Source organism: Streptomyces sp. MZ04 (assembly GCF_004684775.1).
Lineage (GTDB): Bacteria > Actinomycetota > Actinomycetes > Streptomycetales > Streptomycetaceae > Streptomyces.
Genome location: NZ_SRIC01000021.1, coordinates 1 through 26,202 on the forward strand (window position 1 = coordinate 1; position 26,202 = coordinate 26,202).

Sequence of the window (26,202 nt, forward strand, 5' to 3'; positions counted from 1 at the left end):
GGGGCGGGGGCGGCGGCCGGTGCCTGGGGCGCCGCGGCGTACGGGTTCGGCGTCCCGGACGGGTCCTGCGGCTGCTGCATCGCGAAGGGCTGGCCGCCCTGCTGAGGCGGCGGCGGTGCGTACCACCCGGGCTGGCCCTGGCCGGGCACGGGCAGCTGGCCCTGCGGCGGCATGCCACCGGGCATCGCACCCGGCTGTCCCGGCTGCACCGGCTGCTGCAGGCCCGCGCGCTGGTCGACCGTGGAGCGGTAGTCGACGGCGCCCTGCGTCATCCGCATGTACGCCTCCTCCAGCGAGGCCTGGTGCGGGGAGAGCTCCCACACGCGGACGTCCGCGCCGTGCGCGAGGTCGCTGATGCGGGGGAGCGGAAGGCCGGTGACCCGGAGCGCGCCGTCCTGCTCGGGCAGGACCTGGCCGCCCGCCTCGGTCAGCGCGGCCGTCAGCTTCTCGCGCTGCTGCGGCTCGCTGTCCGGCGTACGCACGCGGGCGAAGTCGGCGGAGTTGTGCGAGATGAAGTCCTTGACGCTCATGTCCGCGAGGAGCTGCCCGCGGCCGATCACGATCAAGTGCTCGGCGGTGAGCGCCATCTCGCTCATCAGGTGGGATGACACGAAGACCGTGCGCCCCTCCGCCGCGAGCGACTTCATCAGGTTGCGGACCCAGAGGATGCCTTCGGGGTCGAGGCCGTTGACCGGCTCGTCGAAGAGCAGCACCTGCGGGTCGCCGAGCAGCGCCGCCGCGATGCCCAGGCGCTGGCCCATGCCGAGCGAGAAGCCCTTGGAGCGCTTCTTCGCCACGTCCTGGAGGCCCACGACGCCGAGCACCTCGTCGACCCGGCGGGCCGGGATGCCGGAGAGCTGCGCGAGGCACAGGAGGTGGTTGCGCGCGTGCCGGCCGCCGTGCACCGCCTTGGCGTCGAGCAGGGCGCCGACCTGGCGGGGGGCGTTGGGGAGCTTGCGGTACGGGTAGCCGCCGATCGTCACCTGGCCCGTGGTGGGTTGGTCGAGCCCGAGGATCATGCGCATCGTCGTCGACTTGCCGGAGCCGTTGGGGCCCAGGAAGCCGGTGACGGTGCCGGGTCGCACCTGAAAGGAAAGGTTGTACACGGCTGTCTTGGCGCCGTAGCGCTTCGTCAGGCCGACTGCCTCGATCATTCTCCGCACCCATCGAATGGTTCAGGACGTCGGGGCACACGCCCCCGTAAGGGTTAGGAGGATATAGCCGAGCTGACGGTTCCAGCCAAGACCGAGTAAAAAGCGGCGTCACGGAAAGCCCGGCTGCGGTACGACCCAGCCCTCCTCGGCGAAGACACGCGCCCCGGACTCGCGCACCGCACGGTCGCCGGCCGCCCTCCGCACCCAGCTCGCCGGATCGGGCCCGAGCAGCTCCCGCAGGCGTGCTGACGCCTCGATCAGCGAGGCCAGCAGTGCCGCCTGGTCGCCGCCGCCGGGGCGGGGCAGGCCGGTGCCGGGATAGGCGAGCACTCCGTACGAGCTGACGTAGGCGAACGCGCCGTCGAGCCGGTCCCCGGACGGCATCGTCATCGCGAAGTCACCGCCGGGAAGGAGCACGCGCCGGTAGTTGGGGATCTCCGTGTCGTCGACCGCCCGGAGCTGGTCCAGATCCAGCCAGCTCACGACGAGGGAGGTTTCGGCCGCCGGGTCCAGGTAAGGGGCGGCCGCCACGTACCCGGCACGCCCGATGTGCGCCGAGCAGCCCACCGCGATGCCGCGCACGGTCACCGGCACCATCGGCACGGCCGACGAGATGCCGAGCCGTCCCAGCTTGTACGCCACCTGCGCGGGAGCGGCGTTCGAGCCGACGGCGACGACCGGCGTGCGGTCGCCGGTGACCGCCTGGCCGAGCCCGCCGAGCGTCTCGTCCAGCGTCCGCCCGCCGACGGACCACCGACCCAGCGGGAGCGGTCGTACGTCGAGCGGGAGCAGCTCCTCGCCGGCCAGGAGGGCGGGCCAGGGGACGGGACGCCCCGGATACGTCAGCGGCCGCAGGGCGGGCACCTCGTCGAGGCCGAGAGCCGTGAGGCTAGGCATCCCGCTTCTTCAGGAGTGCGTAACCGCCGATCAGGGCGACCACGACCCACGCCACCATGATCGCGAGCCCGCCCCACGGCCCGTACGGAGTGTCGTCGTCCAGCGGAGTCTTCACCTGCATGATTCTGCTTCCGGCCTGGTCGGGGAGGTAGCGGCCGACCTTCTTGGTGGCCGATACGTTGCCCAGGATGCTGGAGATCAGGAAGAAGAACGGCATCAGGATGCCGAGCGAGAGCATGGGGCTGCGCAGCATCGTGGCGACGCCCATCGAGAACATCGCGATGAGCGCCATGTAGAGCCCGCCGCCGATGACCGCGCGCAGCACACCGGGATCGCCGATCTCCGCCCTGTGCTCGCCGAGCATCGCCTGCCCCACGAAGAACGCGATGAAGCTCGTGACGATGCCGACCGCCAGGGAGAGCAGGGTGGCGACCATGACCTTGCTGAACATGAAGGTGCCGCGCTGTGGCACCGCGGAGAGCGAGGTGCGGATCATTCCGGTGCTGTACTCGTTCGAGACGACGAGCACACCGAAGACGATCATCGCGAGCTGGCCGAGGCTCATCCCGGCGAAGCTGGTGAAGGTCGGGTCGAAGACCCTGCGGTCCTGGGCGTTGAGGCTGTCGTAGTCGTTCTTCGCCAGGATGCTGATCAGCAGGCCGAGCCCGACCGTGACGACCACGGCGAGACCCAGCGTCCACACGGTCGACGCGACCGAGCGGATCTTCGTCCACTCCGACTTCAGGACCTGCGCCGCGGCCATCGCTCAGGCCCCCTTCTTCTGCTGCTGCCAGCTGTCGCCCCAGCCTTCGGCCCGCTGCGGGGGCGGCGGGGCGCCGGGCCCTTCGTGGTCCGCGTGCGCGTGGTACTCCACCGACTCGGCGGTGAGCCGCATGAACGCCTCCTCGAGCGAGGCCTGCTGGGGGCTCAGCTCATGGAGGACGAGCTGATGCCGGGCGGCGAGTTCGCCGAGCTTCTCAGCGGGCGTGCCGTCGACCTCAAGGCTGCCGTTGCCCGCCTCGACGGCGGTGACGCCCTCCTGGTGCAGCACGTCGAGGAGCCGCTCGCGCTGCGGGGAGCGCAGTCTGACGTACGACCGTGAGTTCTGCTGGATGAAGTCCGACATGGAGGTGTCGGCGAGGAGCCTGCCCTGGCCGATGACGACGAGATGGTCGGCGGTCAGCGCCATCTCGCTCATCAGGTGCGAGGAGACGAAGACCGTACGCCCCTGTGAGGCGAGGGACTTCATCAGATTCCGGATCCAGTGGATGCCCTCGGGGTCGAGCCCGTTGACCGGCTCGTCGAACATCAGGATCTCGGGGTCGCCGAGCAGCGCCCCCGCGATGCCGAGCCGCTGGCCCATGCCGAGCGAGAAGCCCTTGGCCTTCTTCTTGGCGACCTGGGTCAGGCCGACCGTGTCCAGGACCTCATGGACGCGGGCGCGCGGGATGCCGTTGCTCTGCGCGAGGCAGAGAAGGTGGTTGAAGGCGCTGCGCCCGCCGTGCATGGCCTTGGCGTCGAGGAGGGCGCCGATGTACTTCAGCGGGTCCTTCAGCTGCGCGTACCGCTTGCCGTCGATCCGGACGTTCCCCGCCGACGGGTTGTCGAGCCCGAGCATCATCCGCATGGTCGTGGACTTGCCCGCGCCGTTGGGACCGAGGAAGCCGGTGACGATGCCCGGGTGCACGGTGAAGGTCAGATGGTTGACGGCGACCTTCTCGCCGTACCGCTTGGTCAGCCCCTCGAGCTCGATCATGCGGCCACGCTAAAACGGGACAGAGCCCCCTGCCACCGGAGCGGCAAGGGGCTCTAGGAGCGCCCCGAAGGGGCGCGGGGAACTGCGCGACCAGCCACAGCGGACCGTCAGATCCCCACGACCTCAGCGGGTCTGCTGTGCAGGCACCCCGCGGGAGATCGGCTCGTCCTCGGCAGGCGTACCGGCGGCGGCCACGGCCGCACCGGTAAGCGTGGCCAGCATCTCGCGCACATTGGTCAGCTGAGCGTTGATGGAGTCACGACGGTTCGTCAGAGCGGCGAGCTCCCGCTCCGACTCGCTGCGAATCCGGTCAGCCTTGGCATTGGCATCGGCGACGATGTCCTCGGCCTGACGCTGAGCCGTCTCCACCGTCTGACGAGCGCGACGCTCGGCATCGGTGCGGAGCTTCTCCGCCTCGAGGCGAAGCTGCTCCGCGCGGTGCTCGATCTCCGCGAGGCGCTTCTCGGCCTTGGCCTGACGCGAGGCCAGGTCACGCTCCGACTGCTCGCGGCGCTTGGCGAGGTTCGTCTCGAAGTCGGCCGCGGCCTGGGCGGCCTTGGCGCGGGTCTCCTCGAAGAGGGCGTCCGCCTCCTCGCGCTTCTGCTGCGCGTCCTTCTGCGCCTCGGTGCGCAGCGTACCCGCCTCGCCCTTGGCCTTCTCGACGATCCGGACGCCCTCGTCCTCCGCCTTGGCCTTGCGCTCCGCGGCGAACGACTCGGCGTCGTTGCGCACCTGCTGGGCCGCCGACTCGGCGAGCTCACGGTGCTGCTCGGCTGCGCGACGGGCCTCCTCGCGCAGGTCCTTCGCCTCCTCCTCGGCGAGGCGGAGGATCTTCTCGACGCGGGCACCGAGACCGGCGTACGACGGCTCGGCGTCGGCTACCTGGGCCTGGGCGTTCTGCGTCTCGAGGTGCAGCTCCTCGATGCGCTTTTCCAGAGCAGTGATACGAGCAAGAGCGCTGTCACGGTCGGAGACGAGCTTGGAGATACGTTCGTCCACCTGAGCGCGGTCGTACCCACGCCGCACAAGCTCGAAGCCGTAGGGGGAAGTGTCGCTCATGGGGTTCCTGTCGAATGAGACCGGTGAGGTGATAGAGGGAATCCTAGGGGTCCAAGCGGCGTGTCATCGAGCAGATGCCCGTTTGATCTGGAGAATGACACCCCTTTTGAGTGGCTAACCGCCAGAGCACTTGCCAGGGACAGTGCCGAAGGTCCTTTCAAAGCACGGCAAATGCTCCTTGGCTAGCCCTCAGACGTCTTGCCACCCGATCGAGTTGACCCCGCCGCCGCACCGGCCTTGACGCCCCCCGCGCCGGAGCCGCCGTTCGACGGCGGTTTCGCGCCGGTCGGTGGGGCCTCAAAAGATTCCAACGCCTCGAGCACGTCCTGGACACGGGAGATCTCGGCGTTGATGTCCTCGCGGCGCCGGACCAGGACCTCGAGCTCGCGCTTGCCCTCGGAAACCATCCGCTCGGCCTCGGCCTCCGCCTCCGCCTTGACCCGCTCGGCGTCGCGCACCAGACCCGACACCTTCGCCTCGGCCTCCTTGAGCAGCGCCTCGGCCTTCTTCACGGCACCGATCCGCACCGAGCCGGCCTCGGAATTCGCGTCCGACACCAGCTCCTTGGCCTTCGCCTCGGCCTCGGCACGCTGCTCCTCGGCGGCCTTCACCAAGGCGTCACAGCGCTCGCCCGCGGACTTCATCGCCTCGGCGGACTCGCGGCGCGCACGCTCGTGCAGCTCCTCGATCTCGGCGGTCAGACGGTCGCGCTGCTCCTCGGAGCGCTCCCTTATGGCCGTCGCGTCCCTGCGGGCGCCGACGAGCAGCTCGTCCGCGTCCGTACGGGCCTTCTCCACCCGCGAGTTGCCCTCGACCGTCGCCTCGGAGACGAGCCGGTCGGCCTCCGCGCGGGCGGCGCCGACCATCGTGTCGGCCTGCGCCTCCGCGTCCGTGGTGGCCTTGAGCGCCTTCTCCTGGGCCTCGGACGTCAGCTTCTCGGCCTCGGCCGCCGCCTCCGTGATGAGCGTGTCGACCTGCTCGGCCGCCTCCGAGCGGCGCTTGTTGGCGGCCTGACGCGCCTCGTCCAGGGTGCGCTCGGCCTCCTCCCGCGCCTGCGAGGTGAGCCGCTCGGCCTCGGCCGCGGCCTCCGCCTTGACGCGCTCGGACTCGGACCGGATGCGCTCGGCGTGCTGCTGGGCCGAGCCCACCGTCTCGGCGGCGTCCGCACGAAGCCGCTCGGCGTCGCCCGTGGCGTCCGAGATGAGCTTCTCGGCCTTCGCCACCGACTCCGTGCGCTGCCGGTCGGCCTCGGCGGTCGTCTCCGTCTGCAGCCGCTCGGCCTCGCTGCGCGCCTCGCCGATCAGCTGGTCGGCCTGGTTCGCGGCGTCGCTGCGGATGCGGTTGGCGTCCTCGCGGGCGTCGGCACGCGTGCGCGACGCGTCCTGCTCGGCCGACGCGATCGCGTCCGACGCTTCCGTACGGGACCGCTGGGCGATCTCGGAAGCCTCCGAACGCAGCCGCTCGGCCTCCGCGATCGCGTCCGAAACCGTGCGCTCCGCGAGGTTCTTGGCGGCCTCCGACTCCGCGGTGGCCTCGCGCCGGGTGCGATTGGCGTCCTCGGTGGCGCGCTCCCGCTCGGCGTAGGCGTCCGCGCGCACGCGGTCCGCCTCCTCCTGCGCCTCGGTCCTCGTACGCTCCGCCGCGTGCTCGGCGGCGCTGCGCAGGCCCGCGACCTCGTCCTGTGCGCTCTCGTGCAGGCCGGCCACGGAGTCCCGTACGGACTGCGCGGTCTGCTCGGCGCTGGAGACCATCTCGGTCGCCCTGCGGTCGGCCTCCTCGACGAGGCGGACGGCCTCGGCCTGCGCCTCCTCGACGCGCTTGCGGGCGGAGGCGAGCAGCTCCTCGCTCTGCTCGCGGGCCCGCTCGCGCTCCTGGTCGGCCTCGCCGCGCGCGGAGCTGAGGGTCTCCTCGGCCTCGCGGCGGCGCCGGGCGGCCTCCTCCTGGGCGGCGGAGAGTGCCTCCGCGGCCTCGGTGGAGATGCGCTCTGCGGCGGTGGCGGCCTCCGCGCGGACCCGGTCCGCGGATTCCTGGGCCTCCGACTTGAGCCGCTCCGCCTCGGCTGCGGCCTCCGAACGCAGGCGTACGGCGACGCTCTCGCCCTCGGCGCGGGCCTGCGAGGCGTCGGCTGCGGCCTCGGTGCGCAGCCGCTCGGCCTCGGTCTCGGCCTGCGACTGAAGGGTGCGGATCCGCTCGGCGGACTCCGTGCGCAGCCGGTCCGTCTCGTCGGCGGCTTCCTTGCGGATGCGCTCGGCCTCGGCACGGGCGTCGGTCAGCGCCTGCTCGGCGGCGGCGAGGCGCTCCTCGGCCTCCGTGTGCAGGCGCGTCAGCTCGTCGGCGGCCTCGGACTTCCGTGCCGCTATCGCCCGCTCGGTCTCGTCGTGCAGCGCCCGCGCGGCGTCCTCGGCCTCCGACTTCGTGGCCTCGGCCTGCTCGGCGGCCTCCCCGCGGTGCCGCTCGGCCTCCGCACGGGTGCGCTCGAGCGTCTCCTCGGCCTGCTTGCGCAGGGTCGTGGCGCGCTCGATGGCCTCGGTGCGGACCCGCTCGCTCTCGGTGGCCGCGGCCGACTTCAGCTCGTCCCCGTCGGCCTTCGCCTTGGCGAGCAGCTCCTCGGCGGACTTGGCCGCCTCCTCGATCTTCTGGACGGCCTCGCGCCGGGCCTCGCCGCGGATCCGCTCGCCCTCGGCCACCGCGTCGGCCCGCAGCTGCTCGGCCTCGCCGCGCAGGCGGCGGGCCTCCTCCTGCAGCTCGACGGTCTTGGCGCGGTACTCCTTGGTGTCGTCCTTCGCCGCGCCCTTGAGCTGCGCGGCGATGTCATGCGCCTCGCCGCGCAGCCGGTCCGCCTCCGCCTCGGCCTCCGAGCGGATCCGCTCGGCCTCCTCGGTGGCGGACTTCGTCGTCTCCTTGGCGTCCTTGGACGCCTTGTCGAGTACGTCCTCCGCGGTGCGGGCGGCCTTGGCGAGCTGGCCCGCGGTCTCCTCGGCGGTGATCGTGCGCGCCTTCTCGGCGGCGTCCTTGATCAGCTTCTCGGCCTCGGCGCGGGCGTCGGCGACGACCTGCTCGGCCTCGGACTTGGTGGCCTCGGCCTCCTTGGTGGCCTCGCCGACAAGACGGGCGACCTGCTCCTTGGCCGTACGCGTGCGCTGTTCGTTGGCGCCTTCGGCGGCCGAGAGCTGCTTGGCCACGGCGTCCTTGGCCTCGGTGAGGACCTTGTCCGCCTCGGCACGCGCCTCGCGCAGCGCCGTCTCGGCCTCCGCCATCCGCTGCTCGGCGGCCCGGCTCGCCTCGGTGGCCTGGCGGCGCGCCTGCTCGGACTCGGTGGCCGTGGTGGAGCGCAGGTTCTCCGCGTGGTCGGTGGCCTCCTGGGCCTGCGTCGACGCGGCGTTCAGGAGGCGCTCGGCGTCGGTGCGGGCCCGGCGCGTGATCGACTCGGCCTCCGCGCGGGCGGACTCGGCGTCGCTCGACATGCGCTGCCGCGCCTCTTCGGCGACGCGCTCGGCCTCGGCGCGGGCGGCGGCCAGGGCCTGGTCGGCCTCGGCGCGGGACTCCTCGAGCAGGCGGCGTGCCTGCTGTTCCGTACGCGCGCGCAGCTGCTCGGCCCACGCCACGTTCTCGTTGACGTGCGCCTCGACGGTCTGGCGGCGCTCGGACAGCTCCTGGTCGAGCTGCTGACGGCGCGACACCGCCTCGGAGTGCAGCTCGGACTGGAGCCTGGCCTGCTGCTCGGCGTGCTCCTGGAGGATGCGCTGGGTCTGCGCCCTGGCGTCCCGCAGCTCCCGCTCGGCGTCCTGGCGCAGCTGGTCGGCCTGGATCTGGGCGTTACGGAGCAACTGCTCGGCCTGGTAGCCGATGTCCGCGCCGTCGTAGGCAGGGCGGGACGCGAGGCTGCGGCGCGCCTCGTGCAGCTTGGCGCGCAACACCTCGACCTGGTAGCCGAGGTCCTCGGCGTGCTGGACGGCCTTCTCCCGCTCGGTCTTCAGCCGGTCCATCTCGGCCTCGAACCGCGAAAGGCTGTCCGTCTCAGTCCGCGAGTTCTCTTGGCGTTCGTAGCCCCGCACTGCGCGGTCCCATCCGTCCCCTGGTCGCAAGTCTCTGACGTACGAGCCCTGTCCATCCGCCGAACGGGGCCCCCGGGGAATGGTGTCAGATCAACAGCGGAGCCTGGGCTGCTGCCCCGACGCTCGTCCCCCGAAACCCGGACCCCGGCACGCGGCCGCCCAGCGTACGGACGACCGGCCGCCCAGACTTCGGACGGCCGCCCCCAACCCTACCGGCCCAAGTATGCGGAGGTCAGTGCTCCGGTGACTCCTGAGCTGCCGAGGTGACGAGTTCGGTCAGGACGCCGTGGCAGTCCTTGGGGTGCAGGAAGGTGATGCGGGATCCCATGGACCCGATTCGGGGCTCCTCATAAAGGACGCGTACGCCCTTGTCCTTGATGGCCGCGGCGTCGCCGTCCACGTCCGCGGTGCCGAAGGCGATGTGGTGCACGCCCTCGCCGTTCTTGGCCAGCCACTTGCCCACGGCGGAGTCGTCGCGGGTGGGCTCGAGGAGTTGCAGGTAGGAAGCCCCGCCGTCACTCGTCTCATTGATCTTGAGCATGGCCTCGCGCACGCCCTGCTCTTCGTTGACTTCGGTGTGGAACACCGTGAAGCCGTAAGTCTCCCGGTAGAACTCGACGGTCTTGTCGAGGTCGAAACAGGCGATCCCGATGTGATCGATTCGCGTCAGCATGGTTTAAGTGCAGCCCTTCCGGCGGCGATTACGCAACGTGCGCGCGATCACACCCGAGGCCCGATGACGCACGCCGTACCGCTCAGTACATTCAAGTAAACCCTCATTAACCTCTCCTCCCAAGGGGCCGTGCCACATGGCTGGAACGACCGGTACCACCTCAGTGATTGTCGCGGGCGCGCGCACGCCCATGGGCCGACTGCTCGGCTCCCTCAAGTCCTTCTCCGGCGCCGATCTGGGCGGTTTCGCCATCAAGGCCGCGCTCGACCGGGCCGGCATCGGCGGCGACCAGGTGCAGTACGTGATCATGGGGCAGGTGCTCCAGGCCGGGGCAGGGCAGATCCCGGCACGCCAGGCCGCCGTCAAGGCGGGCATCCCCATGAGCGTCCCCGCGCTCACCGTCAACAAGGTGTGTCTCTCCGGGCTCGACGCGATCGCGCTCGCCGACCAGCTGATCCGCGCCGGTGAGTTCGACATCGTGGTCGCCGGTGGCCAGGAGTCCATGAGCAACGCCCCGCACCTGCTCCCCAGGTCCCGCGAGGGCTACAAGTACGGCGCGGTCGAGATGCTCGACTCGATGGCGTACGACGGTCTGACCGACTCCTTCGAGGACATCGCCATGGGCGAGTCCACGGAGAAGCACAACACCCGCCTGGGCATCGCACGGCCCGAGCAGGACGCGATCGCCGCCGCCTCCCACCAGCGCGCCGCCGCCGCCCAGAAGAACGGCATCTTCGAGGCCGAGATCACCCCGGTCGAGATCCCGCAGCGCAAGGGCGACCCGGTCCTGTTCTCGCAGGACGAGGGCATCCGCGCCGAGACGACCACCGAGTCCCTCGGCAAGCTGCGCCCGGCCTTCGCCAAGGACGGCACGATCACCGCGGGCACGTCATCGCAGATCTCCGACGGTGCCGCGGCGGTCGTGGTCATGTCCAAGGCCAAGGCCGAGGAGCTGGGCCTGGCCTGGATCGCGGAGATCGGGGCACACGGCAACGTGGCGGGCCCGGACAACTCGCTCCAGTCGCAGCCGTCCAACGCCATCCAGCACGCCCTGAAGAAGGAGGGCCTGGCGGTCGAGGACCTGGACCTGATCGAGATCAACGAGGCCTTCGCCGCGGTCGCGGTGCAGTCAATGAAGGACCTCGGGGTGTCCTCGGAAAAGGTGAATGTCAACGGCGGGGCCATTGCCCTGGGTCACCCGATTGGGATGTCCGGCGCGCGGGTCGTGCTGCACCTCGCCCTCGAGCTGAAGCGGCGCGGCGGCGGCGTGGGCGCGGCGGCGCTGTGCGGTGGCGGCGGTCAGGGCGACGCGCTGATCGTGAAGGTGGCCAAGGCCTGACGCGTTTCCTTCACGTGTCTTTTCTACGTCTCGGAACGGAGCTGTGATGCAGGACGTCCCCTCCCTGGTGGCGCAGGCCCGCGAGGGCAGGCCGCGGGCGGTTGCCCGGCTGATCTCACTGGTCGAGGGGGCGTCACCGCAGCTCCGTGAGGTCATGGCGGCGCTGGCCCCGCTGGCGGGCCATGCGTACGTGGTGGGCCTCACCGGTTCACCGGGTGTCGGCAAGTCGACTTCGACGTCGGCGCTGGTGTCGGCGTACCGCAGGGCGGGGAAGCGGGTCGGGGTCCTGGCCGTCGACCCTTCCTCCCCCTTCTCCGGGGGCGCGCTGCTCGGTGACCGGGTGCGGATGTCGGAGCACGCGTCCGACCCCGGCGTCTACATCCGCTCGATGGCCACGCGCGGCCACCTCGGTGGCCTCGCCTGGTCGGCGCCGCAGGCGATCCGCGTCCTGGACGCCGCGGGCTGCGACGTGATCCTGGTGGAGACGGTCGGTGTCGGCCAGTCCGAGGTGGAGATCGCCTCGCAGGCGGACACGTCGGTGGTGCTTCTGGCCCCCGGCATGGGCGACGGGATCCAGGCGGCGAAGGCCGGAATCCTGGAGATCGGCGATGTGTACGTCGTGAACAAGGCGGACCGCGACGGCGCGGACGCGACGGCGCGCGAGCTGAACCACATGCTGGGCCTCGGGGAGTCCCGCGGCGCGGGGGACTGGCGCCCGCCCATCGTGAAGACGGTGGCCGCGCGCGGCGAGGGGATCGACGAGGTCGTCGAGGCCCTGGAGAAGCACCGGGCGTGGATGGAGGAGCGGGGGGTCCTCGCGGAGCGTCGGGCGGCACGGGCGGCGCGTGAGGTGGAGACCATCGCGGTGACGGCCCTGCGGGAGCGCATCGCCGATCTGCACGGCGACCGGCGTCTCTCGGCGCTGGCGGAGCGGATCGTCGCGGGCGAGCTGGATCCCTATGCGGCGGCCGATGAACTGGTCGCGGGGCTGACCTCGGGCTGAGGGCGCCGGCGCGGGGTTGAGCTTGGGCTGCCCCTGAGCCGGGCGGGCGCCGAGGGCTTCCCCGCGGTTCCGCGGCACGCGGAGCACGAACGGGGCCCGCCCTCCGGGGGAGAGAGCGCGGGCCCCGTGGTTCAAGCGGCTGGTGCGACGTCAGTCGTCCTGCGCCGAGTCGTCGTGGCCGGCGCTGTCACCGCGGTCGGGGCTCACCGCGGCCGACCGCAGGTCCACGTGCCAGTCCGACTCGGTCCCGCCGGAGGCGACCGTCTCCGCGTCCCAGGCGGCGGCCGTGCCGTCGTCGTCCAGGTCCACGGACGTCACCGTGCCCTTGGCGGCCGCGGCCTTCGCCGCGTCCCCGGCCGTGGTGGAGGCGTCCTTCAGGGCGGCGGACACGCGGCTCGCGTCGCCGTCCTCGTCCTGCTCGGTGTGCGAGCCGAGGACCTTGCCGGTGCCGGGGTCGACCTGGACGCTGTGCCAGGTGTCGCCCTTGCCGAGGATGTCGATGTCCCAGATCAGGCCGCCGTTGTCCTCGTCGTCCAGCTCGGCGGACACCGCCGTACCGGACTGGTTCGCCAGCGCCGCCTTGATCGCGTCGGCGGCCGTCACCTTCGCGGCCTTCACCTCGGCGCTGTTCTCCTTGGCGTCGTCCCGATGGTCGTCCTTCAGCTGAACGCTGGACTTCTTGGCGGCTGCTGACGACTCGTCGTCGCCGGTGACGGCCAGCGCCGTCGCCGTGCCGCCCCCGATCAGGGCCACGGCGGCGACGGTGGCGATGACGATGTTGCGCTTCATGAGGGGTTCCTCCCGAGTCGGTGGCCGTGCGGCCGGTGGGCCGCTGCCGTTCGTCTTCGATGAGGAACAATCTGCCTGAGCCATCCTGAAGGGACGCTGAAGCCGGCGTCACCGACCCGCCGCTAGAGTGGCGGGCTTGCACAGCGGGCGCCACTGGGTGTGGTGCTGCACACTCAAGGTTCGATGACACGGGACACCCGGGGTTCCACGCGAGGTTCTGCTGAAGAACTCTTCAGGTCCACTCTGCGACTGTTGACGCATGCGCCTGTTGATCGTGGAAGACGAAAAGCGCCTCGCGTTGTCCCTCGCCAAGGGCCTGACCGCCGAGGGCTATGCCGTCGACGTCGTCCACGACGGAGTGGACGGACTGCACCGCGCGAGCGAGGGAACGTACGACCTGGTCATCCTCGACATCATGCTCCCGGGCATGAACGGCTACCGCGTCTGCTCCACCCTGCGTGCGGCCGGTCACGACGTACCGATCCTGATGCTCACGGCCAAGGACGGCGAGTACGACGAGGCGGAGGGCCTGGACACGGGCGCCGACGACTACCTCACCAAGCCCTTCTCGTACGTCGTGCTCGTGGCCCGCGTGAAGGCGCTGCTGCGGCGTCGTGGCAACGCGGGCCCGTCCCCGGTCCACACGCTCGGCGACCTGAGGGTCGACACCGCCGCGCGCCGCGTCTTCCGTGGCGGCGACGGCGATGGCGACGGCGACGAAGTGACCCTCACCGCCAAGGAGTTCGCGGTCCTGGAGCAGCTCGTCCTGCGCCGGGGCGAGGTGGTCTCCAAGGGCGACATCCTGGAGCACGTCTGGGACTTCGCGTACGAGGGGGACCCCAACATCGTCGAGGTGTACGTGAGCGCCCTGCGCCGCAAGCTGGGGGCGCCCCTGATCAAGACGGTGCGCGGCGCCGGCTACCGCCTGGAGGCCCCGCGATGAGGCGCTGGTTCAGTTCGGTCCGGGCCAGAGCCACCCTCGGCGCGAGCCTCGTCGTCGCGGTCGCGCTGGTCGCGGCGGGCGCCGCCGTGCTGCTGTCGCTGCGGTTCAGCCTCATCGGCGAGGCGGAGGCGGACGCCGATTCGGCCGCCCGCCGGGTGGCTTCGCAGATCACCCCGAACATCGCGTACGACAAGCTGGATCTGCCCGAGGGCGAGGACAACCCGGTGCAGATCGTCGACGCCGACGGCCGTCTCGTCGCGGCCAGCGAGGACCTGGAGCGCATCAGCGGCACGGGCATCGGCGCGGTCAAGCCCGAGCAGGTGTCGCCCACGCCCGGCGACGACGATGACGATGACGAGGACAGCGCGGAGGGCTCGCTCGAACTCGGTGAGCTGTCCGACGACAAGACGTTCCACGACGGCTCGGCGACCGTCGACGGCGAGACGGAGGACTACCTCTTCGCCGAGGTCGAGGTGAACGTCGAGAAGAAGGGCGATCTCACCGTGTACGCGGGCGGTTCGCTCGAGTCCGAACAGAGCGTGATGTCAACGGCGTTGACGTCCCTTCTCATCGGTTTCCCGCTGCTCCTGGCCGTGATCGCCGTGGTGACCTGGCTGGTCACGCGGCGCGCACTGCGCCCGGTGGACGCGATCCGCTCCGAGATGGCGGCGATCACCGCCTCCGAGGACCTCGCGCGGCGCGTGCCCGAGCCGGACACGCACGACGAGGTCGCCCGCCTGGCCCGGACCACGAACGAGACGCTCGCCGCCCTGCAGGCGTCGGTGGAACGCCAGCGCCGCTTCGTCGCCGACGCCTCGCACGAACTGCGCAGCCCCATCGCCTCCTTGCGCACCCAGCTCGAAGTGGGCGCGGCACACCCGGAGTTGCTGGATGTGGACGGCGCGGTCGAGGACACCGTGCGCCTTCAGGAGCTGGCCGCCGACCTGCTGCTGCTCGCCCGCCTGGACGCCGGGGAGAAGCCCGGCGCGACGCGGGTGGACCTGGCGGCCCTCGCCCGCGAGGAGCTGTCCCAGCGGACGAGGAACCGCGTCGAGGTGCGGACCGACCTGCGGGGCGTCGAAGTCGCCGGATCACGCGGCCAGTTGGCGCGTGTGCTCGGCAACCTCGTGAACAACGCGCAGCGCCACGCCCGCACCCACGTCACGGTCGCCACCCGTACCGAAGGGACCTGGGCGGTCCTTGCGGTATCCGACGACGGGGCCGGTGTGCCGGAGAGCGAGCGCGAGCACGTCTTCGAGCGCTTCGTCCGGCTCGACGACGCACGCACCCGTGATGACGGCGGAGCGGGTCTCGGCCTCGCCATCGCGCGTGACGTGGCCGAGCGGCACGGCGGCACGCTCACGGTCCGGGAGGCTCCCGGCGGGGGAGCGCTCTTCGAACTCAGAGTGCCCCTCGCGCCGCCGGCCGGCTGAGCGTCAGGGCTTGCCCCGTTGCGCGCGCAGGTGTTCCGCGATCGGGGTCAGTGCCTTGTGGAGCTCGCCGAGCGCCTCGGGCGAGATCAGATCGACGAAGTGCCGGCGGACCGAGGTCACGTGGTGCGGGGCGACCTTCTTCATGGTCTCCATGCCCTCGTCCGTGAGTACGGTGTAGAGGCCGCGCCGGTCGGACTCACAGTTCTCCCGGCGGACCAGGCCCGCGTTCTCCATGCGGGTGATCTGATGGGACAGGCGGCTCTTGGACTGCAGCGTGGCGGCCGCGAGATCGCTCATACGCATCCGCTTCTCGTCCGATTCGGAGAGATGCACGAGAATGTCGTAGTCGTTCATGGTCAGGTTGAACGGCTGGAGGTCTTTCTCGAGCTGGTATGTCAGCATCCTGTTGACCTCTACGTGGGTGCGCCAGGCGCACTGTTCCTCGTTGGTCAGCCACTGCGGGGCCGTATCGGTCTCCATGAAATCGATTCTACCTAAGAAGTTGAAAGGTGAACGAATGTGGGCGTGTGACACGCGCCTCTCACCCTCCAGGTGACGGAGGGGTACAGGCGTTCGTCGTCACACTCCGCAGACTACCGCTCACAGGCCGAAGCGACGCTGGAGGTCCCCCAGTTGTCCGGGAAGGCGTGGTTGCCCCGGCTGCTGTCCGTGTTGACCGGGTGCGCCCCCGGCACCCGGCACTCCCGCCTGGTGCGGCACCGCGCCCGTCGCCTGGTCGGGCATGAGCATCTCCGAGGACTGCAGCAGCACCGTCCCCGCCCCCACGAACTCGAATTGGTGCTCCTCGCCCGAGGTCCCGCCGATCCCGGTCAGTGCCCGCATGCCCCCCATGACGCCCGTCATGTATCCGTGGTCGTAGTGATGGCAGGGTGACGGGCAGTCCGCCCAGCCCACGAGGGCCTGCGGATCGACGCGGATCGGCGGCTCCATGAACACCACCGGACCGTTCGACGCGGCCACGAACTTTCCGGTTCCGATCAGGGTCAGGAAGCCCGGAACAATTGATTGCTTCAGGGCGAGAGTTGGCTGAAAAGCGAGGAGGTTGCCTGAGCGAATGGTCAGATTGCCGTCCTCGAGGTCGTACGAATTCACGTCGAAGGCCCGGTCGGCGAGGAGCATCTTGCCCTGGCCCTCCGCCACGACCCAGTCGCTCGCGTGCAGTGGCGAATGGAAACTCGTGCGCACCAGGCGGTCCAGGCGGCCGTGCCCGATGCCGTTGAAGTCGATCGACCCGTAGTAGGCGATCATCTTCCCCTTCTGCAGGAACCACTGGCTTCCCTTGAGCTCCACGCAGAACGTGTACGCGTTCACGCTGTCGTCGCTCGGCAGCGTCATCGGGTCGAAGATCGCGGGTCCGCCCGCGGGCATTGAGGGGGTCACAACTTGTCCTCCGACGCCTGGACGAACACCGCACCGCTCCCTGACAGCTCCAGCTGGAACGCCTCGCCCGAGCCCCGCCCCACCATGTCGCGCCAACCGAGCGCCGTGGAGAGTTTGTTGCGCACGTCGCCGTGGTGCGCGACATACGCCTGCGGGTCCACATGCACCGGGCGCTGCGGGGTGATGGGCACCTCGACGACCCCGCCGTGCGCCATGACGGCGACCGCGCCCTGTCCCTTGAGGGTGGTCGTGAACAGTCCCTGCCCGGTGACCTGGCCGCGCACCATGCCCATGACGCCGCCCTGCGAGCCCATGAACATCGTGCCCTGCTGGAGCGTCCCGTCGAAGGCGAGCAGCCGGTCCGCCTCCACGTACAGGGTGTCTCCGGAGAGGCCGATCACCTGGATGTGATGCCCGCCGTGCCCGAAGAGGACCGTGCCGCTGCCCTCGACGGTCATCAGGGGCGTCGCCTCATTCGCGACCCGCCGCCCGATCATGGACGCGAGGCCGCCCTGCCCGCCCTGGATGTTGGGCGTGAAGGAGACGTCCCCCTTGTAGGCGAGCATGGCGCCGCGCTGACTGAACAGCTTCTGGCCCGGCAGGACCGTGGCCTCGACGACCTTCGAGTTGATCTCTCGGAAGGGCATGTCAGACGTCCCCCGCGATCGTGGTTCGCTCACTGGGTTGCACATAGACCAGGCCGTCGCCCTCGAAGCGGATCTGGAAGGCCTCGCCGCCGCCCTCTCCCATGAACGTACGGAACGTGACGCCCGACTGGAGGTTCTGGCGGAGGTTTCCCTGATGGGCGATGTACGCCCCCGGGTCCACGGTCAGGGGGTACTGCTGACTGACCCGCAGGACCACCGCGGGCCCGTCGGACATGATCGCCGCCTGGCCCGAGCCCTCGACCGTCGTCGTGAACAGACCGTTGCCCTGTGAGGCGCCGCGCAGCCCCGTGAACGTGGTGCCCGTGTGCAGGCCCGCGTCCGTGCAGAGCAGATTGCTCGACTCCACGAAGAGCTTCTCGCCGCGCAGCGCGACCAAGTTGATCTCCGTGGCACGGTCGGCGAACCAGCAGGTGCCGTGCCCCTTCACCTCCATCACCGTCATCTGTTCGCCGGTGAGGCGGCGGGTCACCATGCCCCGTATGCCCTCGCCGCCGCCGGACATCTTTTTGAAGGCCATCTGGCCGTCGTACGCGACCATCGAGCCGTTCTTCGCCTTGACGGCGTCGCCGGACATGTCCACGGCGAGCACCCTGCTGCCTTGCAGTCGGAACGTTGCCACGTATCGACGGTAGCCGTCGGATATACGGTCGGAACAGGGCAACGGCCCCTGACCGAACCCCGAAAACACCCCGATGTCACAATGGGGGTCGCTTGTGCGCGCATTCACAAGATCGCGGCGAGCGGCCCGCCCCTCGCCCCCTCCGTCTTCCCCCGAAGGTGATCCGTGGACATCAAGACCGCATCCGCACTCCGCCGCCTCCGCCTGGTCTCGGCCCCCGAGGCCGTCTCCTTCCTGCTGCTGCTCGTCTGCTCGGTGCTCAAGCGGACCACGGACTTCAACGCCGTGCCGGCCATGGGCATGATCCACGGCGTGCTCTTCGTCCTCTACGTGCTCTTCTGGCTCGACGCCTGGAACCGCACGAAGTGGAACGCGAAGACGGCCGCCCTCTACTTCGTCCTCTCCGTCCTGCCGACCGGCGGTTTCTTCGCCGAGCGCAAGCTGAAGCGTGAGGCCGAGGCCGCCGTGATCGCGTCGCGCGCCCGCCGCGAGGGAGTCGTCAGCGCATGATCGTCGCCTTCTCCGTGACACCGCTCGGCGTCGGCGAGGACGTGGGCGAGTACGTCGCCGACGCGGTCCGCGTCGTCCGCGAATCGGGACTGCCCAACCGGACGGACGCGATGTTCACCTCCGTAGAGGGCGAGTGGGACGAGGTGATGGACGTCGTCAAGCGCGCCGTCGCGGCGGTCGAGGCGCGTGCGCCGCGCGTCTCCGTCGTCATGAAGGCGGACATCCGCCCCGGGGTGACGGACGGCATGACGTCGAAGGTCGAGACGGTGGAGCGCCACCTTTCGCAGTAAGCCCCGCACGCACCACTCCTGAGAGCCCCTGCCGTTGCCGGCGGGGGCTCTTTCGTGTTCGCGCACCCCACGGGCAGCGGGCTTGAGCGACTGCTCAAATCACAGTGCGGTCTGTTTAAGCAGTCGCTCAAACAAGCACTGACCAGGGGGATACGCGGAGATGCACGAGGAGGAGCGGGCGGGTGGTCATGTGGCCGTCCTCGGCCAGCTGCTTGCCGGGGCCCAGACGCAGCCCCGTCTCGCCCCCGCGACGGCGGCGGGCCTGGCGCTCTGGATCGAGGAGATTGAGCAGGTCCTGACAAGGGTCCTCTCGACAACTCCCCTGGGGGAGTTCGCCGATCCGTCCGGTCTTGCCAGGGCGTTGGCGGCGTCCTTCGTAGGCATCGAGTTGTACGAGGGTGTGGACGCCGCCGGGGCGAACAGGGCGCTGGACGCCCTGGAGCAACTGTCCCTCCTGCTGACGGCAGTTGAAGACCTCGGCCCGCTGACACAGCGCGCCGTCCGCCACCGCCTCCGCAGAACCTCGCCCCGGGACGCCTGACCGGACTCGCACCCGCGGGGCCTCGCCCCGTCGGGCGGGGGCGAACAAGCCCTCCCTCCCAGATGCGGTGCGCGGCCGCAGCAGGTCAGATGGGTCTCAGGCAGGCAGAACCGCGCACGTCACGGAGTACCACCATGACAACGGAACCCACAGGCGGAACCAGCACCGGCCGCGGGCGCCCGGCGGCCGCACCGCCGCCCGATCCGCGCCGCTGGAAGATCCTCGCGGTCATCGGCCTCACCCAGCTCATGGTCGTCCTCGACGCCACCATCGTGAACATCGCCCTGCCCTCCGCGCAGGCGGACCTCGGGTTCTCCGACAGCCGGCGCCAGTGGGTGGTGACCTCGTACGCCATGGTCTTCGGCACCCTCCTGCTGCTCGGCGGACGGGTGGCCGACCTGTGCGGGCGCCGGCGAGCCTTCCTCATCGGTCAGACCGGGTTCGCCGCCGCCTCCGCACTGGGCGGCGCCGCGGCCACCTTCGAGGTCCTGGTGACGGCCCGCGCCCTGCAAGGGCTGTTCGCGGCCCTCCTTGCCCCCGCTGCCCTCGCCCTGCTCACCACGACATTCGTCGGCCCCGAACGCGGCAGGGCGTTCGGCGTGTTCGGGGCCCTCGCCGCCTCGGGGGGCGCGGTGGGGCTGCTCCTGGGCGGCCTGCTCACCGAGCACCTGAGCTGGCGTTCGACGCTGTACGTCAATGTCCTCTTCGCCGCCGTCGCCGTCACCGGCGGCGCACTGCTGCTCAGGAGGCAGCGGCCCACCGCTCCTCCCAGGCTCGATCTGCCCGGCACCGCACTGGCCTCGTCCGGGGTCTTCTGCATGGTGTACGGCCTCGCGGAAGCCGGCGCCCACGGCTGGACGTCCCCGGACAGCTGGGGCTTCCTCACGGCCGCTGCCGTGCTGATCGCCACGTTCGTGTGGTGGCAGGGCAGGGCCCCGCATCCGCTGCTGCCCCTGCGTATCGTGCTCGACCGCGTCCGTGGTGCGGCTCTGGTGGCCGTGTTCATCACCGGAACGGGAATGTTCGGCGTCTTCTTGTTCCTCACGTACTACCTGCAGCACACCCGCGGATACAGCCCCGGCAAGACAGGTCTGGCCTTCATGCCCATGTCCGGATCCATTGTGCTCAGCGCGATCGGCAGCGGCACGGGCCTGTTCCGCAGACTCGACGCCCGTCCACGCATCACCGGCGGCATGCTGCTCGCGGCGGCCGGCATGGCATGGATGACCGACCTCTCGCCGGACAGCGCGTACGTCGTCGACATCGTGCCGGCTCAGGTCGCCACCGGCCTCGGCATGGGCCTGATCACGGCGACCGCCATGAACCTCGGCACCGCGGGCATCAACCCCCAGGACGCCGGTGTCGGCTCCGCCACGGTCAACGCCATGCGGCAGATCGGCGGCTCGGTCGGCACCGCGCTCATGAGCACCCTCGCAGCCGGCTCCGCAGCCGCCTACCTGGCGGGCAGGCGGCCCACGCCCGACGTCGAGGCGCGGGCCGCCCTGGCGAGCTATCACACCGTCTTCACGGCATCGGCGGGCATCTTCGTCGCCGGAGCCGTGCTCACGTTCTTCCTGCTTCCCGGCGGCCTGTCCGTGGAGCGCGCCCATGGCGCACACCCGGCCCGCCGTCCCTCAGGTGCAGCTCGCGATTGAGCTGCGGATCCGGTCGCCGGTCGACGCGTGCTTCACCTTGCACTTGTCGGTGCCCGGACCTCCGTCGACCAGAGCCCAACCCGGTCCGATGGTCAGGACCTTGCCCTGCTGTCCCTGGACCGTGTCCTCGCCCGGTCCGCCCTGGATGGTCCCGGAGGACTCGGCGCCCACCGCCTTGGGCTCGATGATGTCGTTCTCGCTGCCGCCGACGACCCGGCCGCCGAGGTCGACCGCACTGGTGTGGATGACGTCGTTGCCGTCGTTGCCGAACACCTGGCCTCCGCCGCGCTGGTACGTGCCGGGCTGGCCCTGCACGGCGCCCGTGGTGATCTTGTCGTCCCCGTGGTCGCCGTGGACGGTGGCGCCGTGCTCGGCCGTCCCCGCGACCAGCGCGGTGATGATGGTGTCGTTGCCGCCGCCGCCCCGGACCATCGAGTCGCCGTTGCGGGGGTAGAGGTTGTTGACCTGGATCGTGTCGGCGCCCTCGCCACCGAGGACCGACGCGTCGACGACAAGGCCCTTGACCCGGATGTTGTCGTCGCCGCCGCCGCCCCAGACGATGACGTTCTCGACGTCCCCCTCGCACAGGATCGTGTCGGGGCCCGGCGTTCCGGTCACCTTCGCGCCGGGCGGGGCCTCCTCACCGTTGACGGCGCACCAGTGGGCCGGCAGGGAGGCGGCGGCGCGGGCCGGCGCCATGGCCAAAGAGGCCGTGACGAGTACCGCGGTGGGCAGGACACACAGGGCGGTGCGAAGTGTGTGGCGAGTGCACAGCATGGAATCTCCCGAGCATGAGAATGGGGTGGGATGTGGTGGGGTGAGGGTGTCCCGGTGGTCAGGACAGGTCGTGGCGCAGCGGAGTGAGCTGCTCGATGTCGTAGCGGGCCCGCAGTTCCTGGATCGCGGCGGGGTCCGGTGGGTCGCCGGTGTCGAGAAGGGTGAGGAGTTCCTCGAAGTACCGTTCGTGATCCGGTGGTGGTGAGGCCTGGAAGAACATGCGGGCCGGTTCGCCCGTGGGGTTCGCGAAGGCGTGCGGGCAGCCGGGCGGAACCACGATGACGGTTCCGGGAGTCGCACGGACGACCTGGCGGCCGTCGAGTGCCCGCCAGTGCCGCCAGTCGTCCCCGGTGCGGACGCGCGGCTCGAACGCCATCACGTCGAGTTCGCCTTCGAGGACGTAGAACAGCTCCTCGCTGCGCGTGTGCAGGTGCGCCCCGACATCGAAGCCGGGCGGTACGACGACCTCGAAGCTGGAGCTCACCCGGGAGTGCTCCCCGGTGACCTTGAAGGTGACCTGCTGGGCGGCGGTGGTCAGGGTCCGGCCGTGGCCAGGGGGGACGAGCAGTCCCGGACGGGCGAGGTGCGCGGTCATGACCAGGTCACAGGGAGTCCCTCGGGCCCTCGGATGAGTGCTCCGGGGCGCCAGCGCAGTTCGTCCGGGGGGACGGTGAACCGCAGCTCCGCGAACCGGTCGAGCACCGCGTCCATGAGCAGTTCGGACTCCAGTCGGGCCAGCACGGCGCCGGGGCAGTAGTGCGGTCCGTAACCGAAGGAGACATGCGGGTTGGGGCTGCGGTCGAGCCGCAGCTCGTCGGGGTCCGGGAATACCTCCGCGTCGCGGTTGGCGGCGAGGTAGGAGACGTATACCGCGTCACCCGCGCGGATGCGGTGGCCGGCGATCGTGACGTCTTCGAGGGCGACCCGCGAGAGCCCGACGGCGTTGCGGTGCGGGATGTAGCGCAGGAGTTCGTTGAGCGCCGAGGGCCGCAGCGCGGGTGTGTTCCGCAGCCGCTCGAGCAGGTCCGGCCGGGTGAGCAGGATGTAGACCATGTTGCCCACGTTGTTGGTGACGGCCTCGCCACCGATCTGGATGAGCAGGGCCAGGCCGGTGGCTTCCTCCTCGGTGACCTCTCCGCTTTCGACGGCCTTGACGAGGAGCCCGATGACGGTGTCACCGCCCGTTCCGCGCCCCTCGCGCAGGCGTTCGCCGAGGTAGGCCAGCATGTCCGTCTTGGCCTGCTCGCTGCGCTGCGCCCCTTGGGCCGATGACAGGATCAGGGCGGTCCATGAGTGCACCGTGGGACGGTCGGCCTCCGGAATGCCCATCAGCTCGCATACGACGGCGAGAGGGAAGGGCGCGAGCAGGCGCTCGGTCAGGTCCGCGGGCGGTCCGTCGAGCAGCATCCCGTCGACGATTTCGCCGAGAATCGCCCGCGCCCGCGTACGAAGGCGCTCCACACCGCCGGCGGTGAAGGCCCCGGCGACGGCGCGACGCAGTCGTGTGTGGTCGGGCGGGTCCTCGAAGCCGACCGCGCCGGGGGCGGGGATGAAGTGGGGGGCCAGACGGGTGACATCGTGCTCGACGACCAGCTTGCGGCTGAACCGGGGGTCGTTGGTCACCATCCGTACGTCGTCGTACCGGCAGACGAGCCAGGCCCACCCGCTTCCGTTGGGAAGCTTGATGCGTGTCACCGGCCCTGCCCGCATCAGCTCGGCGAGGACGGGGTCGAAGTCGACCCCGTCCAGGCTCAGGGCTGGCCAGTGCGTGATGGGTGGCTGTGAGGTGTCGGGGCCGTCCCTCAGCATCGTTCCGATTCCTCCGTGACGCGGTCTCTCGCCTGAGTGGTCTCGCCTATGTGGTTTCTCGCCCCGTGGTCCAGTTGCCCAGTGAGACCTCGGCGGTGATGCCAGGGCCGAACCCCGCCAGGAGGCCTCGCGCGGTGTCGGGGGTGCCGTCCTCGTCGAAGAGCCGGCGCAACGCGTCCAGGACGACGGCGCTCGCGATGTTGCCGTACTCGGTCAGTGTGGCCCGGCTGAAGCGGAATGCATTGGATGCCACACCGAGGTACTTGCTGAGGTCGTCGAGGATGCGTGGGCCACCGGCATGGATGATGTAGAAATCCAAGGCGGCGGCGTCCCATCCATGCGCCTTGGCCAGCTCCTTCAGCACCGGGGCGAGCGGCTCCATGGTGCCGGGAACGCGTCGGTCGAGCCTGAAGTGGAACCCGGTGGCCTTGACTTCGTACGCGATCCAATCCTCCGTCCGGGGAATGATGTACGAGCCGTTGCGCCGCAGTTCCATGCCGGTGCCGCCGCGGCCCCGGACGACGGCGGCAGCCACACCGTCACCGAAAAGGCCGTTCGAGAGGAGATTTCCCACCTCCAAGTCGCTCGGCTGATAGCACAGGGAGCAGAACTCACAGGCGACGATCAGGGCGTTCGCCTCGGGGTAGGCGGTGCAGAAGTCATGCGCGCGGTTGACCGCCGCCCCGCCCGCCGCGCACCCCAGCTGGGCGATGGGCAACTGCCGTGTGTCGGTGCGGAACCCCAGCGTGTTGATCATCCACGCGGTCAGGGACGGCATCATGAAGCCGGTGCACGACACGTACACGATCAGGTCGATGTCCACCGGCCGCATTTCCGCGTCGGCCAGCGCCTGACGCACTACCGCCGGTACCCGTGCCTTGGCTTCGGCTTCGTACACGGCGTTGCGCTGTTCGAAGCCAGGGTGTGCGAGCGTCTCCTCGATGGGGCGCACCAAGTGCCGCTTCGCGACGCCGGTGTTCTCGATCAGCCGCAGAGCCAGTTCGAGCTGCGGATGGTCCGGATGGACGTACCGGGCCAGGTCGAGGGTCTGCTCCATGGTGATCACGTGTTCGGGCACGGACACCGTTGGTCTGCACAGAGTCGCCACGGTGGCTCTCCTTTCCTGTTCCGACAAAGCCTCACGGACCCGTGCGCGATGCGCGCGCGGGACTGTTCCGCCGGTGACGGGGGCCATTCCGGTGAAGCTGGGCGCCGCGGGCGGCGGATCGAGCGACGGGAGGGAAGGCATGCCGCAGTCGATATCCCATGGAATCGACCGCTGGGGACGACAGGAAAGCTGACAGCGAAGCAGGGAGATGAAGCATGACGTCAGACCCGCGCACGGCCCTCGGGCCGCAGACGGAACCGGCTTCGGACGAGACGGTGCACTGCTGGGGCCTTGACGACCTGGAGGGCCTCGAGTTCGACCCCTTCCTCAGCGACCGGCTGCGGGACGAGCAGGCCACTCGGATCCAGTTGCCGTTCGGCGAGGGCAGCGCCTGGCTGATGGCGCGCTACTCCCATGTCAAGGCGGCGACGACCGACCCGCGCTTCAGCAGGGAGGAGCTGGTCGGGCGTACGGTCACCAGCTCCTCCCCGCACGCGATCGCCTCCCAGCAGGCGTCCCTCAACTACGCCGACCCGCCACGCCTGAACGACATGCGCCGCGTGGTGGCGCGAGCGTTCACCGGCAAGAGCATGCAGAAGCTCAGGCCGTCCGCGCAGCGCACCGCCGACAGCCTGCTTGACGCGATGGAGCGGCACGGCTCACCGGCGGACCTCGTGGAGCACCTGCACGGCCCCTTCCCGCTCGCGGCCGTCGCCGACCTGCTGGGAATGGATCAGGACATGCGGGGGGACATGACGTCCTGGGCGAACCTGATCATGACTCCCGGCCCGGCCCCCGAGCGGAGCAGCGACGCCAGAAAGACCGTCCGTGAGTGCGTCGTCAGTCTGCTCGCCCGGCGTCGCGAAGAGCCGGGCGACGACCTGGCCGGGGTCCTCGCCGCAGCCTCCGACGCCGGTGAGATCACGGAGCCGGAGGCCATCTCCCTGGCCACCGCCATCCTGGTGAGCGGCGCACACGCCGTACGCAACAACAGCGCCAACATGGTCTACGCCCTGCTCACCCATCCGCAGCAGCTGGAACGGCTGCGCGCCGAACCGGACATGATTCCGCAGGCCGTCGACGAGCTGCTGCGCTACATCCCGCACCGCAGCGGGGTGGGCCTCCCGCGGATCGCCTCGCAGGACGTCGAGATCGCCGGTGTCGTGGTCCGAGCCGGCGAGGCGGTCTACTCCTCGTACCTGGCGGCCAATCGGGACCCCGAGGCCTTCCCGAACCCCGACACGCTTGACTTCGACCGGGGGCCCATCGCCCATGTGGCGTTCGGGAACGGCCCTCACCACTGCGTGGGCTCGATGCTGGCCCGGATGGAATCCGAGATCATCATCGCCACTCTGCTCGACCGCTACCCCGCACTCGCCCTTGCGGTGCCGCCCGAGCGGATCGAGTGGCAGACGGGTGGCCTGATCCGCGGGCCCAAGTCCCTGCCGGTGTCCTGGTGATACACCGCCATCCGATCAAGGTCGTCGGAGGCAGCCCGAACCACTTGGAACTGGCTGCTCTCACGGCGGTCTTCATGGCGCTGATGCGCGGTGCCTGCATCCTCCGCAACCCGCACACCACTGGTTCCCGTCGCGCCGGGTGGGACCACAAACCGCCGCATGTCCCGGCGCACTCCTGGCGCTCCCGGCAGGCGCGCCCTCCCCACTGACGCCCCCACGCAGGAGCGGCCCCGCTCCGCAACCCCGGCGAAACCGCTCGCCCC

General features: G+C 70.4%; 24 protein-coding genes and 1 pseudogene. 9 read left to right on the forward strand and 16 right to left on the reverse strand.

Annotated features, from left to right (window positions below; all coding sequences use genetic code 11):
- The 7 genes from E2651_RS07405 to mce all read right to left on the reverse strand — a co-directional run.
- The coding region (locus E2651_RS07405) for an ABC transporter ATP-binding protein (RefSeq protein ID WP_135330216.1) at positions 1 to 1,154 on the reverse strand (1,154 nt) is incomplete at its 3' end.
- A gap of 108 nt (positions 1,155 to 1,262) precedes the next feature.
- A complete protein-coding gene (locus E2651_RS07410) occupies positions 1,263 to 2,051 on the reverse strand; it encodes a hypothetical protein (protein ID WP_135330217.1) in 789 nt (262 codons plus the stop codon).
- Positions 2,044 to 2,814, reverse strand: a complete 771-nt coding sequence (locus E2651_RS07415) for an ABC transporter permease (protein ID WP_135330218.1) — start codon at positions 2,812 to 2,814, stop codon at positions 2,044 to 2,046. Before E2651_RS07415 ends, E2651_RS07410 begins: the two co-directional genes overlap by 8 nt.
- A gap of 3 nt (positions 2,815 to 2,817) precedes the next feature.
- Positions 2,818 to 3,807 (reverse strand): ABC transporter ATP-binding protein, encoded by a 990-nt coding sequence (locus E2651_RS07420; RefSeq protein ID WP_135330219.1) that lies wholly within the window; start codon positions 3,805 to 3,807, stop codon positions 2,818 to 2,820.
- 123 nt (positions 3,808 to 3,930) lie between these two features.
- Entirely contained in the window at positions 3,931 to 4,866 is a 936-nt protein-coding gene (locus tag E2651_RS07425; RefSeq protein WP_135330220.1) for a cellulose-binding protein, read from the reverse strand.
- A 182-nt stretch (positions 4,867 to 5,048) separates the two neighbouring features.
- On the reverse strand, positions 5,049 to 8,921 hold the full coding sequence (scy, locus tag E2651_RS07430; protein WP_135330221.1) for a polarized growth protein Scy: 3,873 nt from the start codon (positions 8,919 to 8,921) through the stop codon (positions 5,049 to 5,051).
- A gap of 232 nt (positions 8,922 to 9,153) precedes the next feature.
- The gene (gene mce / locus E2651_RS07435; RefSeq protein ID WP_135330222.1) at positions 9,154 to 9,594 is read right to left on the reverse strand and encodes a methylmalonyl-CoA epimerase; all 441 of its coding nucleotides are present in this window, start codon (positions 9,592 to 9,594) and stop codon (positions 9,154 to 9,156) included.
- A gap of 136 nt (positions 9,595 to 9,730) precedes the next feature.
- On the opposite strand from mce, the gene E2651_RS07440 reads away from it, so the two are divergent.
- Positions 9,731 to 10,933, forward strand: coding sequence for an acetyl-CoA C-acetyltransferase (locus tag E2651_RS07440; RefSeq protein WP_135330223.1), 1,203 nt, complete (start codon positions 9,731 to 9,733; stop codon positions 10,931 to 10,933).
- A 46-nt stretch (positions 10,934 to 10,979) separates the two neighbouring features.
- Entirely contained in the window at positions 10,980 to 11,936 is a 957-nt protein-coding gene (gene meaB, locus E2651_RS07445) for a methylmalonyl Co-A mutase-associated GTPase MeaB (RefSeq protein WP_135330224.1), read from the forward strand.
- Positions 11,937 to 12,086: 150 nt separating this feature from the next.
- On the opposite strand, the gene E2651_RS07450 is transcribed toward meaB, so the two are convergent.
- The gene (locus E2651_RS07450; protein ID WP_135330225.1) at positions 12,087 to 12,725 is read right to left on the reverse strand and encodes a PepSY domain-containing protein; all 639 of its coding nucleotides are present in this window, start codon (positions 12,723 to 12,725) and stop codon (positions 12,087 to 12,089) included.
- Between the two features lie 259 nt (positions 12,726 to 12,984).
- Here E2651_RS07450 and E2651_RS07455 point away from each other — a divergent pair, with 259 nt between their 5' ends.
- Positions 12,985 to 13,668: a response regulator transcription factor gene (locus tag E2651_RS07455; protein ID WP_135330226.1), complete on the forward strand. Its 684-nt coding sequence runs from the start codon at positions 12,985 to 12,987 to the stop codon at positions 13,666 to 13,668.
- Positions 13,665 to 15,101, forward strand: coding sequence for a HAMP domain-containing sensor histidine kinase (locus tag E2651_RS07460; protein WP_135330227.1), 1,437 nt, complete (start codon positions 13,665 to 13,667; stop codon positions 15,099 to 15,101). The genes E2651_RS07455 and E2651_RS07460 overlap by 4 nt, the downstream gene beginning before the upstream one ends.
- A gap of 3 nt (positions 15,102 to 15,104) precedes the next feature.
- Here the strand turns inward: E2651_RS07460 and E2651_RS07465 are convergent, their stop codons facing one another.
- The 4 genes from E2651_RS07465 to E2651_RS07480 form a co-directional block, all read right to left on the reverse strand.
- Entirely contained in the window at positions 15,105 to 15,581 is a 477-nt protein-coding gene (locus E2651_RS07465; protein WP_135330228.1) for a MarR family transcriptional regulator, read from the reverse strand.
- A gap of 120 nt (positions 15,582 to 15,701) precedes the next feature.
- On the reverse strand, positions 15,702 to 16,490 hold the full coding sequence (locus E2651_RS07470; protein WP_135330261.1) for an AIM24 family protein: 789 nt from the start codon (positions 16,488 to 16,490) through the stop codon (positions 15,702 to 15,704).
- Between the two features lie 8 nt (positions 16,491 to 16,498).
- Positions 16,499 to 17,149, reverse strand: coding sequence for an AIM24 family protein (locus E2651_RS07475; RefSeq protein WP_135330229.1), 651 nt, complete (start codon positions 17,147 to 17,149; stop codon positions 16,499 to 16,501).
- 1 nt (position 17,150) lies between these two features.
- Complete coding sequence (locus tag E2651_RS07480; RefSeq protein WP_135330230.1) at positions 17,151 to 17,789, reverse strand: AIM24 family protein; 639 nt, start codon at positions 17,787 to 17,789, stop codon at positions 17,151 to 17,153.
- Between the two features lie 165 nt (positions 17,790 to 17,954).
- Here E2651_RS07480 and E2651_RS07485 point away from each other — a divergent pair, with 165 nt between their 5' ends.
- The 4 genes and pseudogenes from E2651_RS07485 to E2651_RS07500 all read left to right on the forward strand — a co-directional run bounded on the left by E2651_RS07485 (position 17,955) and on the right by E2651_RS07500 (position 20,785).
- Complete coding sequence (locus tag E2651_RS07485) at positions 17,955 to 18,299, forward strand: DUF3817 domain-containing protein (protein ID WP_135330231.1); 345 nt, start codon at positions 17,955 to 17,957, stop codon at positions 18,297 to 18,299.
- Positions 18,296 to 18,589, forward strand: coding sequence for an MTH1187 family thiamine-binding protein (locus tag E2651_RS07490; RefSeq protein WP_135330232.1), 294 nt, complete (start codon positions 18,296 to 18,298; stop codon positions 18,587 to 18,589). The genes E2651_RS07485 and E2651_RS07490 overlap by 4 nt, the downstream gene beginning before the upstream one ends.
- Before the next feature lie 157 nt (positions 18,590 to 18,746).
- Positions 18,747 to 19,130, forward strand: a pseudogene (locus E2651_RS07495) (TetR/AcrR family transcriptional regulator); the annotation flags it as partial.
- Between the two features lie 134 nt (positions 19,131 to 19,264).
- The gene (locus E2651_RS07500) at positions 19,265 to 20,785 is read left to right on the forward strand and encodes an MFS transporter (RefSeq protein WP_135330233.1); all 1,521 of its coding nucleotides are present in this window, start codon (positions 19,265 to 19,267) and stop codon (positions 20,783 to 20,785) included.
- On the opposite strand, the gene E2651_RS07505 is transcribed toward E2651_RS07500, so the two are convergent.
- Genes E2651_RS07505 through E2651_RS07520 form a run of 4 tightly spaced genes read right to left on the reverse strand, consistent with a single transcriptional unit; the run spans position 20,765 to position 24,479 of the window.
- Complete coding sequence (locus tag E2651_RS07505) at positions 20,765 to 21,562, reverse strand: hypothetical protein (RefSeq protein ID WP_135330234.1); 798 nt, start codon at positions 21,560 to 21,562, stop codon at positions 20,765 to 20,767. The genes E2651_RS07500 and E2651_RS07505 overlap by 21 nt on opposite strands.
- Before the next feature lie 58 nt (positions 21,563 to 21,620).
- On the reverse strand, positions 21,621 to 22,157 hold the full coding sequence (locus tag E2651_RS07510; RefSeq protein ID WP_135330235.1) for a cupin domain-containing protein: 537 nt from the start codon (positions 22,155 to 22,157) through the stop codon (positions 21,621 to 21,623).
- Positions 22,154 to 23,371, reverse strand: a complete 1,218-nt coding sequence (locus tag E2651_RS07515; RefSeq protein ID WP_135330236.1) for a cytochrome P450 — start codon at positions 23,369 to 23,371, stop codon at positions 22,154 to 22,156. Before E2651_RS07515 ends, E2651_RS07510 begins: the two co-directional genes overlap by 4 nt.
- Positions 23,372 to 23,417: 46 nt before the next feature.
- Positions 23,418 to 24,479 carry a type III polyketide synthase gene (locus tag E2651_RS07520; protein WP_135330237.1) on the reverse strand — a complete coding sequence of 354 codons (1,062 nt, stop codon included), beginning with the start codon at positions 24,477 to 24,479 and terminating at the stop codon, positions 23,418 to 23,420.
- A 215-nt stretch (positions 24,480 to 24,694) separates the two neighbouring features.
- Between E2651_RS07520 and E2651_RS07525 the strand changes: the two genes are divergently transcribed.
- Complete coding sequence (locus E2651_RS07525) at positions 24,695 to 25,939, forward strand: cytochrome P450 (protein WP_135330238.1); 1,245 nt, start codon at positions 24,695 to 24,697, stop codon at positions 25,937 to 25,939.
- The last annotated feature ends 263 nt before the right edge of the window (positions 25,940 to 26,202 follow it).

Coding starts and splice junctions, on each gene's coding strand:
- E2651_RS07470 (WP_135330261.1), bottom strand. CDS start 16,490: ATGCCCGCGGGCGGACCCGCGATCTTCGACCCGATGACGCTGCCGAGC.
- E2651_RS07475 (WP_135330229.1), bottom strand. CDS start 17,149: ATGCCCTTCCGAGAGATCAACTCGAAGGTCGTCGAGGCCACGGTCCTG.
- E2651_RS07505 (WP_135330234.1), bottom strand. CDS start 21,562: ATGCTGTGCACTCGCCACACACTTCGCACCGCCCTGTGTGTCCTGCCC.
- mce (WP_135330222.1), bottom strand. CDS start 9,594: ATGCTGACGCGAATCGATCACATCGGGATCGCCTGTTTCGACCTCGAC.
- meaB (WP_135330224.1), top strand. CDS start 10,980: ATGCAGGACGTCCCCTCCCTGGTGGCGCAGGCCCGCGAGGGCAGGCCG.
- E2651_RS07515 (WP_135330236.1), bottom strand. CDS start 23,371: ATGCTGAGGGACGGCCCCGACACCTCACAGCCACCCATCACGCACTGG.
- E2651_RS07465 (WP_135330228.1), bottom strand. CDS start 15,581: ATGGAGACCGATACGGCCCCGCAGTGGCTGACCAACGAGGAACAGTGC.
- E2651_RS07510 (WP_135330235.1), bottom strand. CDS start 22,157: ATGACCGCGCACCTCGCCCGTCCGGGACTGCTCGTCCCCCCTGGCCAC.
- E2651_RS07525 (WP_135330238.1), top strand. CDS start 24,695: ATGACGTCAGACCCGCGCACGGCCCTCGGGCCGCAGACGGAACCGGCT.
- E2651_RS07425 (WP_135330220.1), bottom strand. CDS start 4,866: ATGAGCGACACTTCCCCCTACGGCTTCGAGCTTGTGCGGCGTGGGTAC.
- E2651_RS07450 (WP_135330225.1), bottom strand. CDS start 12,725: ATGAAGCGCAACATCGTCATCGCCACCGTCGCCGCCGTGGCCCTGATC.
- E2651_RS07460 (WP_135330227.1), top strand. CDS start 13,665: ATGAGGCGCTGGTTCAGTTCGGTCCGGGCCAGAGCCACCCTCGGCGCG.
- E2651_RS07420 (WP_135330219.1), bottom strand. CDS start 3,807: ATGATCGAGCTCGAGGGGCTGACCAAGCGGTACGGCGAGAAGGTCGCC.
- E2651_RS07455 (WP_135330226.1), top strand. CDS start 12,985: ATGCGCCTGTTGATCGTGGAAGACGAAAAGCGCCTCGCGTTGTCCCTC.
- E2651_RS07500 (WP_135330233.1), top strand. CDS start 19,265: ATGACAACGGAACCCACAGGCGGAACCAGCACCGGCCGCGGGCGCCCG.
- E2651_RS07415 (WP_135330218.1), bottom strand. CDS start 2,814: ATGGCCGCGGCGCAGGTCCTGAAGTCGGAGTGGACGAAGATCCGCTCG.
- E2651_RS07490 (WP_135330232.1), top strand. CDS start 18,296: ATGATCGTCGCCTTCTCCGTGACACCGCTCGGCGTCGGCGAGGACGTG.
- E2651_RS07410 (WP_135330217.1), bottom strand. CDS start 2,051: ATGCCTAGCCTCACGGCTCTCGGCCTCGACGAGGTGCCCGCCCTGCGG.
- E2651_RS07440 (WP_135330223.1), top strand. CDS start 9,731: ATGGCTGGAACGACCGGTACCACCTCAGTGATTGTCGCGGGCGCGCGC.